This is a genomic window from Ilumatobacter nonamiensis YM16-303 (assembly GCF_000350145.1).
GTDB classification, from domain to species: Bacteria; Actinomycetota; Acidimicrobiia; order Acidimicrobiales; family Ilumatobacteraceae; genus Ilumatobacter_A; species Ilumatobacter_A nonamiensis.
In genome coordinates this window covers 1-13,288 of sequence record NZ_BAOL01000211.1, presented here as the reverse complement: position 1 = coordinate 13,288, position 13,288 = coordinate 1, and the positions used below count along the sequence as shown (strand labels likewise).

Genomic DNA, 13,288 nt, shown 5'->3' with positions numbered 1-13,288 from the left:
CTCCGTGCGCGAACTGTTCACGAGAACGGGGTCATTCGACGACGGAGGTGTCGGGGACCAGGTTGCGCTGGAGCCACTGGAAGACACGCCAGCCGGCAGCCTCGGGCGACAGCGTGGACGCGGCGATCGCAGCGGATTCGTCGCTGATCGGTGAGCCCGCGGGCGCCTTGACGTGTACTTCGGCGACGCGCTCGGCCATCACGAACCAGCCGACCGCTGCTTCGACAGTTCGACCGACCGTGAGCAAGCCGTGGTTCCGGAGCACGCAGAGCTTCGAGTCGCCGAGCGCGGCGGCGATCCGCTTCCCACCGTCGACCGACAGCACCTCGACCTCCTCGTCGTCGAACATCGCCTGGTCGAACACGAACGCGCACGACTCCTGGCTCAGCGCCCGGAACGGTTCGACGTTCGCCGACCACGGCGTCCCGAACTGGGTGTGCGTGTGTGCGGCGGACACGGCGTCGGGTCGCGCCGCGAGGATCGGCGCGTGGATGTTGTATCCGGCCGTGTTGACCGCACCGGTCGGATCGCCGTTGGCATCCTTCACCTCACCATCGGGACCGACGAGCATCAGCCGATCGACCGTCGCCTCTCCGAACGGGACGCCCCAGTCGAGCAACCAGAAATGGTCGGTCAGTTCGGGGGTCCCGGGCGGAGATGTGCCCGTCGCCGAGTTGACCCCAGCGCTGCGCCGCGAAGATGCGGTACCCGAGCGCGCAGATCCGCTTGCGGTGGGCACGTTCGGCCTCGACCGAACGCACCGTCCCGTACGCCTCGACACCGTCGAATTCCGGGTACTCGCTCTCCTCGGCCGTTTCCATGGGTTCCAGTGTACGCACCGGCCGCGCCGCCGATTCCGGCGCGGAATGCCTACAGCGACGCCCGCAATGCCGACACGTCCAGATGTTCGTCGATGGTGTCGGCGAGCAGGTCGAACGTCTGCTCGAGCACCGGTTCGACGGCGACTCCGAGCAGACGGTGCACGAACTCGGGATGCTCGAACAAGCCGTGGACGGTCGTCGCTGCAACGACGCCGGAGGAGATGAACCGCTGCCCATCGGTGAGTTCGCCGTAGCGGATCTCGTACCCGGAAAATCGTCCGCCCAACGCATCGACCTCGGTGAGCACCGTCGACTTGGACGGTCTCAGCACCGTGTCGTGGCCGAGCAGGCCCAGGCCGTCGCGTCGCGCCGGGCGGCCACCTTCGACACCGGTGGGATCGTCGATCGAGCGGCCGAGCATCATCGCTCCACCGCACACGCCGACGCATCGAACACCCCTGCTCACGGCGCCGATCACAGCCTCGGCGAGACCGCACCGACGCATCCAGTCCAGGTCGGCGATGACGTGCTTCGAACCCGGGAGCACGATCAGATCGCGGTCGGGATCGAGGTCGTCGAACGCGCCGGGTCCGGCCGTCCAGCGGATCGACGCAACGGTCGAGAGGAGTTGGAACTCGTCGAGGTTCGACCCGTACGGCAGGCGGGGGATCACCACGCGAGGGGCACCGACGGTTGCGGTCGAGCGCTCGTCGGCACCCTCCTCCCGTGGCAGTTGGTGGTCGATCATCGGGACCACGCCCGTGAAGTCCATTCCGGTCAGTTCCGTCAACCGCTCGGGACCCGGCGCGAGCAGTGTCGCGTCACCCCGGAACCGGTTGAGCACGAAACCACGCAATCGGTCCCGGGTCTCGTCGGGCACGAGCGCCCACGTTCCGTAGAGGTGGGCGAAGGAACCTCCCCGGTCGATGTCCGACACCAGGAGTCCCGCCGCGTCGGCGTGCTGGATCATTCGGTTGTTGACCTGGTCCCGCAGGTTGATCTCTGCGGGGCTTCCCGCCCCCTCGATCACCACGAGGTCGAACTCGTCGCGCAGGTCGTCGAACGATTCGGCCATCGGCGTCCACAGCGCGTCATGGCGGTGCTCCCACGGGATCGTGCTCAGCTCACGATCCACCACGCCGCGCACGACGACCTGGCTCTGCGTGTCGGCTTCGGGTTTCAACAGCACCGGATTCATCCGTACGTCGGGCTCGACACCGGCAGCCTTCGCCTGCAACCACTGGGCGACACCGATCTCACCCCCGGCCACGACACGAGCGTTGTTCGACATGTTCTGTGCCTTGAACGGCGCCACCCGGACGCCTTCCCGGGCGAACCATCGACACAACGCGGTCACGATCCACGACTTGCCGGCATCGGACGTGCAGCCGAGCACCATCAACGGCTTCATCGCGACCATCCTGCCCGGCGGCGAGCAACCGTCGAACCTGCGCACGCCACGACGACACATCCGATCGCCGTGATCGCACCGACCCGGCGTGCCAAGCGGGCGGCGCGCTCGATGTCGTCGGCGACCGGTGCGGGACCGTCGCCGAGAACGCCTCGGTCCTCCACGGTGCCTGCGTAGCGGTTGCGGCCACCGATTCGGACGTCGAGCGCTGCCGCGAACGCCGCCTCGACGACACCACCGTTCGGAGAGGGATGCCGGCGGGCGTCGCGCCGAACGATCCGCCAGATGGTTCCGGCACGCGACGGCACCGCGACCATCGTCGCGAGCGCCGTGAGGCGGGCGGGCACCCAATTGAGGACATCGTCGAGGCGAGCGCTCGCCCACCCGAACCGGCGATACCGATCGGATCGATGACCGACCATCGCATCCATCGTGTTCACCGCGCGATGGACGAGGGCACCGGCTGCTCCTCCGACCGAACCCCAGAAGAGCGTCGCCGTGACGGCATCGACCGTGTTCTCGGCGAGCGACTCGACGACGGCACGCGCGATCTCGTGTTCGGTGAGGTCATCGGTCGTCCGACCGACAAGCGTGCCGAGACGGTTGCGAGCGCCGATGATGTCGCCCGCTCGCAGCCGTTCAGCGATCTGCACGCCTTCCCGCTCGAGCATGCAACCGGCGATGGCGATCGAGCCGGCGACCACCGTCGATCCTGTTCGACCGAGCATCCGGCGCAGCACCGCGGCGGCTGTGAGCCCGGTCGCGATACCGACCGCGGTGTACGCCATGCCGGCGCGACGCGAGTCGGCATGGACCCGGGCCTCCAGAGCGTTCATCAGCGATCCGAACGCAGCGACCGGGTGGAGCGATGCCGGGGGCTCACCGAGCACTCGATCGACGGCGAACGCGCCCACCATCGCCGTCGGCAGGCCGGGTGCGGGTGCGGCGACGCGGATCATCGCCCGGCAGCGACCGCTCGGAACGCACCGACCACCTGGTCCATGCGGTCCGGGTGTGGAACCGCGACCCGAAAGACCGAGGGAAGACCGAAGTTCGCGCAGTCGCGAACGAGCACCCGGTGGTGGAGCAGATCGGACCGCAGGTCACGTCCGGATCGAGCGTCGTCACCGACGAGCAGCCAGTTCGCCTGCGTCGCCTCGGCTCGGAAGCCGAGACGGTTCAGTTCATCCGTGAGCGCTGATCGGGCCGACGCGATGCGTTGGGCCCACGCCGCCAGGTCGGTCAGGTCGAGCAACGGTTCGATCACCGAGACGGCGAGCGCGTTGACCGACCATTCCGGTCGACGGAGACGAATCGCTGCTGCCGACTCCTCGTCGGGAGCGATCGCGTATCCCAACCGAAGACCAGGGCAGGACCAGGTCTTGGTCAGCGACCCGAGCCGCCAGACCGCGGCGTCGTGCAACGTCGGGTCGGTCCACTCGCCCGTCGCGAGCGGGTAGAACGCCTCGTCCCACACGTCGTATCCCTGGCGACCCACCGGATCCGCGTCGCCATCGACGCGGCGGTCCACGAGACGGCCGAGCGGATTCGACGGGCTGGACCGCCAACGGGGAGCTCCGACCTCGATCGCGCGGAGATGACGGCGATACAGCGAGAACTCCGGATCGACGACTTCACCGACGGGCTGCTGCGCCGCGACCAAGGCGATCGCCTCGGCGCCCCCGTTCGTGAGCACGAGTCGATCGGCCGACACACCGATCGCGCGGGCGAGCGACCGTTCGGCATCACCCGGGTCCGGATACCGGTCGATCGCCCGAACCCGATCGGCCACGACGGACGCCACGTCCGGCGCGAACGGGTTCATGCTCATCGAGAGGTCGATCAAAGTCGCCGGGTCGACGCCCATCGAACGGGCGACGCGCACGGCGTCGCCTCCGTGTGCACCCGGTGCGGAGCCCGCACCCGTCGGGACTCGACTCACGACCCGTCGACCGGGAAACCCCGGCGGGGAACGACCACCACCGCGCCGTCGTCGGGGTCGATGTCGACGGTCACGCAGACGTGGTACACGTCGCCCAATCGTTCGGCCGTGAGCACCTCGGCTGCCGAACCGTCGGCCACCACGATGCCGTCGTCGAGCATCACCAGACGATCGGAGTAGATCCCGGCCAGCGTCAGGTCGTGCATCGCCGCGACCACCGTCAACTGCTGGTGACACCGCAGTTCGGTCACGAGTTCGAGCGCCTGTTGCTGGTGTCCGATGTCGAGCGCCGATGTCGGTTCGTCGAGCAGGAGCACCGACGTCTCCTGGGCGAGCGCACGCGCCAACACGATGCGCTGACGCTCTCCACCGCTGAGTTCCCCGAGGCGACGCTCCCGGAAATCGATGAGTCGGAGCCGCTCGAACACCTCGTCGACCGCCTTTCGATCGCGGCTGGACTCGGCCCCGAATCGACCGACGTACGGCCAGCGTCCGAGCAGGACGTAGTCGAACGCCGACATGTCCTCCGGTGTGATCGGATTCTGGGCGACGTAGGCAACGTGGCGGGCCCGCTCGCGAATGCTCATCGCCGCAAGTGGCCGTCCATCCACGCTGATCACGCCATCGGAGTCGGTGAGCCCCGCGACCGCTCGGAGCAGCGACGACTTGCCGGCTCCGTTCGGACCGATCAACCCGACCCACTCCCCCGACGCCACCTCGTTCGAGAATCCGACGACGGCTGCCCGGTCGTCATACGACACATCCACCGTGTCGAAGGTGAGCCCGCTCATTGGGCGACCTGAGCTGCCCGGGTGCGCAGGAGATAGATGAAGAACGGGGCACCGAGGAAGGCGGTGACGACGCCGATCGGTGTCTCCGCTCCGCCTTGCAGGGTGCGCCCGGGAATGTCGGCGAGGATCAGGAATGATGCTCCGACGAGAAACGACAGTGGGATCAGGTTGCGATAGCTCGATCCGACGGCGAGGCGCACGACGTGCGGCACGACCAGCCCGACGAAGCCGATCAGCCCACTGACCCCGACAGCGGCGGCGGTACCGAGCGTGGCGGCGGCGACGACGATCAGCCGCGTGCGACCGACCGACATGCCGAGCGCGTTCGCTTCCTCGTCACCGACACGCAGCAGGTCGAGGTGACGTCGCATGGCGAACAGGATGATGACGCTCACGGCGATGTACGGCAGGCAGAGGCGAACGTCGGACCACGAGGCGGACGACAGTCGGCCGAGAATCCAGGCGAAGACCTCTCGCACGACGTCGGCATTGCGTTGGAGGATGTAGGTCTGGACCGCGGTCACGAACGCGGTCACCGCGACGCCTGCGAGCACCAGCGTGGTCCCGCTCTGGCCGCTTCCCCGGTATCCGGACCCGACGAGGTACGTGACGAAGACGGTGAGCATCGCTCCGCAGAACGCGGCGACGGGAACCGGGTCGACCGTCCAGTTCGACGTCGTGTCGCGGGCGATCGTCAAGACGATGATCGCACCGAGACCCGCACCGGCCGCTGCGCCGAGCAGGTACGGATCGACGAGTGGATTCCGGAAAACCCCCTGGTAGCTGGCACCACCGATCGACAGCATTCCGCCGACCAGCATCCCGAGCACGACCCGCGGCATCCGGATCTTCCAGATGATGTTCCAGTCGATCTCGGAGATCCCGGCATCGATCGAGATCAGAGGGAGATGGTCGAGCAGCGCGAGCGGCACCCGCCACGCGGCGGGGCCGGCCGCGCCGATCGACGCACCGAGCATGATCGACGCGACCAGCAGCGCGACGGCAGCGACGTACCACCGCGCCGCGCTCCCGGTCGACGTCATCGGCGAATCAGCCGGCCGGGACCGAGGCCTGCTCGACGGCGCTCGACACGGTCTCGATGTAGTCCACGATCCGCGGACCCCAGCGCGAGGCGACGTCGTCGTCGAGTTCGATGACGTTGCCGTTCTGGACGGCCACGATCGTGTCGAACCCGTCACGAGCGGCGACGGTTTCGGCCGATTCGCCGCAGCACTTCGTGTCCGCGAGGAAGATCAGCTCCGGGTTCGCCTCGACCAGCGTCTCGGCGCTCAACTGGGGATACTGACCGGCGTCCGCTTCGAGCGGGTCGGCGATGTTCTCCAGTCCGAAGATGCCGTACACCTCACCGATGAACGTCGTCGACGTGGCAGTGAAGAGCTCCGGGCCGAGTTCGTGGTAGTAGCTCAGCGGTGCCTCCGGCGCCGGGGTTTCCGCGACGATCTCGTCGATGCTGGTCTGCATCTCGGACACGAGTTCGGCGGCCTCGGCGACGTGGCCGGTGATGGCGCCCAGTTGTTCGATCTGCGTGTACGTGTCGTCGAACGTGCTGGCCGCAGGTCCGTCCCACGACTCGATCTCGAGCTCGCCGAGCTGATCGCCGAGCCCGTTGAAGTCGCCGCCGATGAGGACGAGGTCGGGCTCGTATCCGGCAATCGCCTCGACGTTCGGCTCGAAGCCCGACAGATCGTGCGGCACGTCGAGTGCTTCGGCGGGGTAGTTCGAGTTCTCGTCGATCGCCACGAGCAGGTCGCCCGCGCCGATCGCGAACATGATCTCGGTGTGGGTCGGGCTCAGCGACACGACGCGCTCGGGCGCTTCCGACGAGGCCTCTCCATCGGTGTCGGCCGCCTCGCTCGTGGCGGGTTCGGATCCGGGAGCGGCCGTGTCCGGAGCCTCGGTGTCGGGAGCTGCCGTGTCCGGCGCCTCCGTGTCTGGAGCCTCCGAATCGGCGGACGCCGCCTCGGTCGTGTCGGTCTCGTCGCTCGTGTCGGCGTCGTCGCTGCCACACGCGGCGGCCACGAGTGACAGACCGGCGAGCGCGGCGATCAACGTTCGGCGCTTCGGCCGTTGGGGTGTACGCATGATGTTCCTCCAGGGGAAGTTGGAGGACAAGCTGGGTTTCGTCACCATCGGTGCGAACCGTCCCTTGCCTCGAGGGATGTTCATTCGCGTCAACGACAGGGGCGACCGGACTGGACGAGCCGTCGGACCATCAGGTACCTCGACTCGTCATCACCGTTGCGGGACAGTGCCGGAGTCACACCGGCTTCGCTCTGTCGTCGACAGTTCGACAGGGTAGTCCGCGCTGCGTAGCCTGCCTCATTCCATGAGTGACGACACCGACCTGAACAACTCCGCGCCGACGGACGATCCGCGCCCCGACGGCCTCCACCGGGCGAAGTCCCTCGTCGTGGTCAACACCGGCGGAGGCAAGGGCAAGTCGTCGTCGGCGTTCGGGATGATGGTGCGCGGCGTGGCCAGGGACTGGAACGTCGCTGTCGTCCAGTTCATCAAGTCGGGCAACTGGAAGGTCGGCGAGGAGAAGGTCGGGCGCCAGCTCGGCGTCGAGTGGCACGCCTTCGGCGACGGGTTCACGTGGAACTCCGAGGATCTGTCCAACGACATCGCCCACGCCCGAGAAGGCTGGTCGACGGCGTGCGAGTTGATCGCAGCCGGGGAACACCAGCTGCTGATCTTCGACGAGCTGACGTATCTCACGTCGTTCGGCTGGCTCCCGATCGAGGAGGTCGTCGAGCCGATCCGCAACCGTCCCGACCACGTGAACATCATCGTGACCGGACGCGACGCGGCCCCGGAGTTGATCGAGATCGCCGACACGGTGACCGAGATGACCGAGATCAAGCACGCCTACCAGCAGGGCGTCCGCGCAATGCGCGGCCTCGACTACTGAGCGTTCGATGGCCCTGACCCTGCTCATCGGCGGCGCGCGCAGCGGCAAGAGCGCGCTCGCCGTCGACATCGGGCATCGGCACCACGCTGCGGGCATCGCGGTCACCTACATCGCGACCGCGACCGCCCTCGATGACGACATGGCCGACCGGATCGAACGTCACCAGTCGGAACGGCCGAGCGGATGGACCACGATCGAGGAAACCACCGACCTGGTCGGGGCGATCGAGCGCGTGCCGAACGGGCTCGCGATCATCGACTGCTTGACCCTGTGGACGTCGAACCTGATGTGGCAGGATCTCACCGACGACGCGATCGGTGACGCAGCGCGAGATGCGGCTGCGCGAGCTGCCGGGCGCGATGATCCGACGGTGGTCATCACGAACGAGGTCGGACTCGGAATTCACCCGGACACCGATCTCGGGCGCCGGTACCGCGACGTGCTCGGTCGCGTCAACCAGATCTGGGCAGCGGTCGCCGACCCGACGCTCCTGATGGTCGCCGGACGGGCCACGCGACTCGACGACCCGCGGACTCTCCTGCCGTGAGCCTCCTCCACGACCGCCTCGCCGGACTTCCCGTCGCCGACGATGCCTCCCGGGCCGCGGTGCGCGACCGCGCGGACAAGGTTCTGCGACCCGCCGACGCGCTCGCCTGGCTCGATGACGTCGCGGTCTGGAAGGCGGGATGGCAACGGTCCTCCCGCCCGTCGGTCGAACGGCCGGCGGTGCTGGTCTTCGCGGCCGACCACGGTGTCACCGCCGCAGGAGTGAGCAACTATCCGAGCGAGGTGACGGCCGCGATGCTCGCGGCCACACAGCAGGGCAAGGCGACGATCAACGCGTTCGCGCGGACGGCGAACGCCAGCGTCACCGCGGTCGACGTGGGCGTCGGCGTCCCGACCGGCGACATGCGACACGAGGCGGCACTGACGCCGGAGCGTTTCGACGAGATCACCGCCTTGGCGTTCGAGGCCGTCGACGCGCTCGACACCGACCTGCTGGTGCTCGGCGAACTCGGCATCGGGAACACCACTGCAGCGGCAGCGATCGCCGCAGCCTTCGCGGGCGGTGAGGCGACGATGTGGGTCGGTCGCGGCACCGGCATCGACGACGCCGGACTCGAACGCAAGCAGGAGGCCGTCCGCCAGTCGGTGCGGCGCATCGCCGGGGTGGTCGATCCGCTGGAGATCCTGCGCGAAGTCGGGGGTTCGGAACTCGTCGGGATGGCGGCGGCCGCGGTGGCGGCCCGGCACCGGTCGATCCCGATCGTGCTCGACGGCTACATCTGCACCGCGTCGATGCTCCCGCTGCACGTCGCCGAACCCACCGCGCTCGATCACTGCATCGTCGGTCACTGCTCGTCGGAGCCGGGTCATCGACTGCTGCTCGAGCGGTTGGGCAAGCATCCGCTGCTCGACCTGGAGATGCGCCTCGGTGAAGGGTCGGGGGCGTTGGCCGCGGTGCCGATCGTGAACATGGCGTGCGCCGGTGTCGTCGAGGTCGCGACGTTCGACGAGTGGTTCGGGCCACCCGGCTGATGCCGCCGCTCGGGTTCCTCGGAGCGTTCCAGTTCCTCACCCGGGTTCCGATCCGACTGCGGACCGCCCCCGACCTGGCGACCTGCGTGCCCTGGTTCCCCGTGGTCGGAGCGGTGATCGGCGCGGCCGTCGGCGGGGCGGCTGCCGGACTCGACCACCTCGTACCGGCAGCGGTCGCTGCGGCGGTTGCGGTGATGTTCGGGGTGATGATCACGGGTGCGTTCCACGAGGACGGACTGGCCGACACCGCGGACGCGATGGGCGGTTGGAACCCGGAGCGGCGTCGCGAGATCTTGAAGGATTCGCGTCACGGAAGCTACGGCGTCGCCGCCATGGTCGGCACGATCCTGGTACGCGTGGTGTGCGTGGCATCGCTCGGTCCGGCAGCCGCGTTCGCGGGACTCGTGGCCGCGCACACGCTGGGCCGCGGCGCCGCGGTCGGGGTGATGGCGATCGCACCACCTGTCCCGGTCGACGGACTCGGCGCGGACTACTCCCGAACGCTCGGACCGGCGCGGGCAGCAGTCGGCGTGGGTGCGGCACTCGCACTGGCCGCACTCGCGGTCGGCTGGTGGGTCGCGCCGCTCGCCGGCGCGGTCGCGCTCGGCGCGCTGATCGTCAGTGCGATCGCGGTGCGCGCGTTCGGCGGCGTGAGCGGCGACATCCTCGGAGCGGTCGAGCAGGTCGGTGAGTGTCTCGTGCTCATCGTCGTCAGCGGACTCGCCCTGCGCTCGTCGCTCTGGTGGGCCTGACCTCCGGGCCGGACGGCCGGCGAGGCTGGATAGCCTCACCGGCCGTGTCTGAAACCCGTCGCTCCCCCCTCACCTACGTGGCGCAGTTCGCACGCGGGTTCGCGATGGGCGCTGCCGACATCGTTCCCGGAGTGTCCGGCGGAACCGTCGCCCTCGTCCTCGGCATCTACGACCGACTGATCCGCAACATCCGGACCGGCGCACGCGGGCTCCGCCAGGTCCTGACCGGTCGAATCACCGATTTCCGCCAGACCCTGCGCGACATCGAATGGGTCTGGTTGATCTCGCTGCTCGTCGGCATCCTCGTCGCCGTCTTCGCGCTCTCGTCCGTCCTCGAGGAACTCCTCCACGACCAGCCGATCGCCATGGCGGGTCTGTTCTTCGGACTGGTCGTCGGGACGCTCTGGATCGCGTTCCACCTGCTCGATCGCGTCGACTCGACGGCGATCGGCATCATGCTGGGCGTGGGCGTGGCGTTGTTCCTGCTGCTCGGACTGCGCGAGGACACCGAGGTGGCCGAGGGAACGGCGGAGGTCGTCACCCAGCCGTTCTGGGTCTTCGCACTCGCCGGAGCGGTGGCGATCTGCGCCATGATCCTCCCGGGCATCTCCGGCTCCTTCATCCTCGTGATCCTCGGGATGTACACCGAGGTGCTCGGCGCCGTCAACGACCGCGACTTCGCCTCGCTCGCCGCGTTCATGGTGGGCTGCATCATCGGATTGGCGCTCTTCTCGACGTTGCTCAACCACCTGCTGGAGAACCACCGCAACCAGGTGATCGCGGTGATGATCGGCCTCATGCTCGGCTCGATGCGCGTGCTGTGGCCGTGGCCCAACGGCACGTCCACGACGACGCTGTCAGCCCCCGCCGATGAGATCGCGCTCCCGATCCTGCTCGCCGTTGCCGGCGCAGCCGCCGTCATCGCCGTCGAGCACTTCAGCTCGCGCGTCGGCACGATGCCCGACTCCCTCGACTGACCGGAGTTCCGCTCGAGGCGGGACCGGCCCGGCGTCACTCAGAAACCAGGTGGAAGCAGGCGGCTGACGTTCTGGTAGAAGAAGTACAGCGCGACGAGGAGCGGGACCACGCCGAACGCGACACCGAGCAGCGAGCGACGGGTCTGTCGGGCCACCTGGTAGCCGAGGAACACGATCACCAACAGTGCACCGGCCCAGATCGCAATCTGCGGGAAGGCCCCCCGGTCGGCGAACCAACCGACTCCGAAGGCATCGGCCTCCGGTTGGACCACGGGATCGGCCGAGGGTTCCGGTGACGTCGGCTCTGCATCCTCGATCGGGTCGGCCGCCGTCGCCGCAACCGCTGCCGTCGTCGGTGCCGCCGCCGGTTCGGCGGCCGGACTCGGTTCAGCTGCGTCGGCGTCGGTCGGAACGGTCACCGGCATCGGCATCGGGGTCGGACCTGCGACGGGGGCGGCGGCGCCGTCGGGCAGGTCGTACAGGGTCGGGGGACCGACGGGATCCGACTGTTCGACGTCGAGTACGGCATGGATGGCGAGGCGGAACTCGGCGCTCCCGACCGGGTCGCACGAGGTCAACGTGAGCAGGGCGACATCGGGTGTCTGGGTGCTGACCACCCAGAGATCGTCGGGCTCCACGACCTGCTGGCTGACCACGTCGTACACGAACCTCTGTCCGGTCGTCACGGTCACGATCACCTCGTCGCCCTCTTCGAGCTGATCGAGGTTCCGGAACGGCTCGCCGTAGGTCGTGCGGTGGCCGGCGATCGAGGCGTTGCCCAGCTGTCCCGGGAGCGGCGTCCCGGGGAAGTGGCCGGGACCGTTCTTCAGGTCATCCCTGCTCACTCCCGGCACGACGAACAGAGCGGAGTCGCCCGTCTTGCCGATCCGCGGGATCTCGAGCTTGGCGAGCACCTCCCCGCGGGCGACTTCCGGAATCATGATCGACTGCACGGGCGGTGCTGTCGAAGGAGGAGCGCTGGACGTCGTCAACACCGCAGCGTCCTCCTCCGGCGCTGTGGTGGTCTCTGGAGGCGGTACGGAGGTGGGCGGCGCCGTCGTCTCGGGCACGTCGGAGGTCGCCGCCGTGACGTCCTCGAACTCGTTCTGGAGTCCGTCCTGGGCACGGGCTGCCTCGATCCCGGTGCCCCAGGATTGGTAGACGACGAAGCCGACCAGCAGCGCTCCGACGACCAGCAGCACCTTGCCGGCGAGCATGACGCCGTACTTCAGGTTCTTCGGCGGCGATGGGTCGTGCCAATGGCTGGGGCGATGCCGGAGCTCGTCCTGGTCGATCCAGCGCCGACGGTTGCCGTCGTCACGTCCTCCGGCTGCGCTGGAGTCGAGGTCGGAGGTGGATTCGTTCGACACGATCGTCCGGTTCGTGGTACCGCTCACTGCTGCCACGCCGACGAGAGGGTGCAGGGGCCAGCGTGGGCGATTGCGGTGATCACTGTATCCCACCATCGTCGACATCCAGCGGAGGCTCCACGCCCCGGCTGGATGTCGACACGAGGGTCAGCCTGTGATCGTCGGTCGACGCCGCGAGGCGCCGATGAGGAGGAGCAGCACTCCGACTCCGCTGAGGATCGCAGCCAGCAGCGACAACGGCCAGGAGTTGCTCGAGCCGGTCGGAGCAGCGCCGTCACCCGGCGTCTGGAGCAGGCCGGGGGCGCCGAGGGCGTTGGACTTGGCGAGCGGGCACTCGTCGGTGGGTGTCGCGTTGTTGATGCCGGCACCGATCGTGGCCACGAGCCCGTCGTGTTCGACGTTCCACGTCACCGAGGTGACGTACCGGACAGTGAAGATCGCTGCGGTCTCCGACCCGTCGTCCGCAACGAAGTCCCGCTCGTTCAGCAGCTCGGGAGCTTCGCCGCCGGGAGGCGCGTTGAGCGCTGATTCGTGCTCGTTCTCGATCTGGAACACGTTGTCGTTGAACGCTGCGAAGCGGGCGACACCGTGGCCGTCGCACTCGACGACGTTGTCGACGAGCATCAGCTTCACCGGCTCGACCGGGGTGCATTCGCCGTCCATCTCACGCTCTCCGGGGGCACACTCCGATGTCGACCCACCCGTGGATGGCTCGGTGGTCTCGGTGGTGTCCGGGTCGGTGGTGTCCGGGTC

General features: G+C 68.4%; 14 protein-coding genes and 1 riboswitch. Of the genes, 5 read left to right on the top strand and 9 right to left on the bottom strand.

Going from position 1 to position 13,288, the window contains the following annotated elements; genetic code table 11:
• Window positions 1-31: 31 nt before the first annotated feature.
• From ON45_RS22330 to ON45_RS17340, 7 genes are all read right to left on the bottom strand, one after another.
• On the bottom strand, window positions 32-619 hold the full coding sequence (locus tag ON45_RS22330; protein WP_158412488.1) for a class II aldolase/adducin family protein: 588 nt from the start codon (window positions 617-619) through the stop codon (window positions 32-34).
• 251 nt (window positions 620-870) lie between these two features.
• Window positions 871-2,241 (bottom strand): cobyric acid synthase, encoded by a 1,371-nt coding sequence (locus ON45_RS17365; RefSeq protein ID WP_040495514.1) that lies wholly within the window; start codon window positions 2,239-2,241, stop codon window positions 871-873.
• Window positions 2,229-3,191 (bottom strand): adenosylcobinamide-phosphate synthase CbiB, encoded by a 963-nt coding sequence (gene cbiB / locus ON45_RS17360; protein ID WP_051063284.1) that lies wholly within the window; start codon window positions 3,189-3,191, stop codon window positions 2,229-2,231. The genes ON45_RS17365 and cbiB overlap by 13 nt, the downstream gene beginning before the upstream one ends.
• Window positions 3,188-4,174: an aminotransferase class I/II-fold pyridoxal phosphate-dependent enzyme gene (locus ON45_RS17355; RefSeq protein WP_040495513.1), complete on the bottom strand. Its 987-nt coding sequence runs from the start codon at window positions 4,172-4,174 to the stop codon at window positions 3,188-3,190. Before ON45_RS17355 ends, cbiB begins: the two co-directional genes overlap by 4 nt.
• On the bottom strand, window positions 4,171-4,965 hold the full coding sequence (locus ON45_RS17350; protein WP_040495512.1) for an ABC transporter ATP-binding protein: 795 nt from the start codon (window positions 4,963-4,965) through the stop codon (window positions 4,171-4,173). Before ON45_RS17350 ends, ON45_RS17355 begins: the two co-directional genes overlap by 4 nt.
• Window positions 4,962-6,008: a FecCD family ABC transporter permease gene (locus ON45_RS17345; protein WP_040495511.1), complete on the bottom strand. Its 1,047-nt coding sequence runs from the start codon at window positions 6,006-6,008 to the stop codon at window positions 4,962-4,964. Before ON45_RS17345 ends, ON45_RS17350 begins: the two co-directional genes overlap by 4 nt.
• Before the next feature lie 7 nt (window positions 6,009-6,015).
• On the bottom strand, window positions 6,016-7,068 hold the full coding sequence (locus ON45_RS17340; protein WP_083915113.1) for an ABC transporter substrate-binding protein: 1,053 nt from the start codon (window positions 7,066-7,068) through the stop codon (window positions 6,016-6,018).
• 51 nt (window positions 7,069-7,119) lie between these two features.
• A riboswitch (adenosylcobalamin (AdoCbl) riboswitch) is annotated at window positions 7,120-7,283 on the bottom strand.
• A 29-nt stretch (window positions 7,284-7,312) separates the two neighbouring features.
• Between ON45_RS17340 and cobO the strand changes: the two genes are divergently transcribed.
• The 5 genes from cobO to ON45_RS17315 are packed head-to-tail and all read left to right on the top strand — an operon-like array spanning window position 7,313 to window position 11,165.
• Entirely contained in the window at window positions 7,313-7,897 is a 585-nt protein-coding gene (gene cobO, locus ON45_RS17335; RefSeq protein WP_040495510.1) for a cob(I)yrinic acid a,c-diamide adenosyltransferase, read from the top strand.
• A gap of 7 nt (window positions 7,898-7,904) precedes the next feature.
• The gene (locus ON45_RS17330) at window positions 7,905-8,444 is read left to right on the top strand and encodes a bifunctional adenosylcobinamide kinase/adenosylcobinamide-phosphate guanylyltransferase (RefSeq protein WP_040495509.1); all 540 of its coding nucleotides are present in this window, start codon (window positions 7,905-7,907) and stop codon (window positions 8,442-8,444) included.
• Window positions 8,441-9,436 carry a nicotinate-nucleotide--dimethylbenzimidazole phosphoribosyltransferase gene (gene cobT, locus ON45_RS17325; RefSeq protein WP_040495508.1) on the top strand — a complete coding sequence of 332 codons (996 nt, stop codon included), beginning with the start codon at window positions 8,441-8,443 and terminating at the stop codon, window positions 9,434-9,436. Before ON45_RS17330 ends, cobT begins: the two co-directional genes overlap by 4 nt.
• Entirely contained in the window at window positions 9,415-10,188 is a 774-nt protein-coding gene (gene cobS, locus ON45_RS17320) for an adenosylcobinamide-GDP ribazoletransferase (RefSeq protein ID WP_051063280.1), read from the top strand. Before cobT ends, cobS begins: the two co-directional genes overlap by 22 nt.
• Before the next feature lie 44 nt (window positions 10,189-10,232).
• Window positions 10,233-11,165, top strand: a complete 933-nt coding sequence (locus ON45_RS17315; protein ID WP_148288744.1) for a DUF368 domain-containing protein — start codon at window positions 10,233-10,235, stop codon at window positions 11,163-11,165.
• 38 nt (window positions 11,166-11,203) lie between these two features.
• Here the strand turns inward: ON45_RS17315 and ON45_RS17310 are convergent, their stop codons facing one another.
• Both ON45_RS17310 and ON45_RS23210 read right to left on the bottom strand, forming a co-directional pair.
• Entirely contained in the window at window positions 11,204-12,562 is a 1,359-nt protein-coding gene (locus ON45_RS17310) for a sortase (RefSeq protein WP_158412486.1), read from the bottom strand.
• A 120-nt stretch (window positions 12,563-12,682) separates the two neighbouring features.
• Window positions 12,683-13,288, bottom strand: a 606-nt coding sequence (locus ON45_RS23210) for a hypothetical protein (protein WP_040495506.1), incomplete at its 5' end; no start/stop codon positions are given.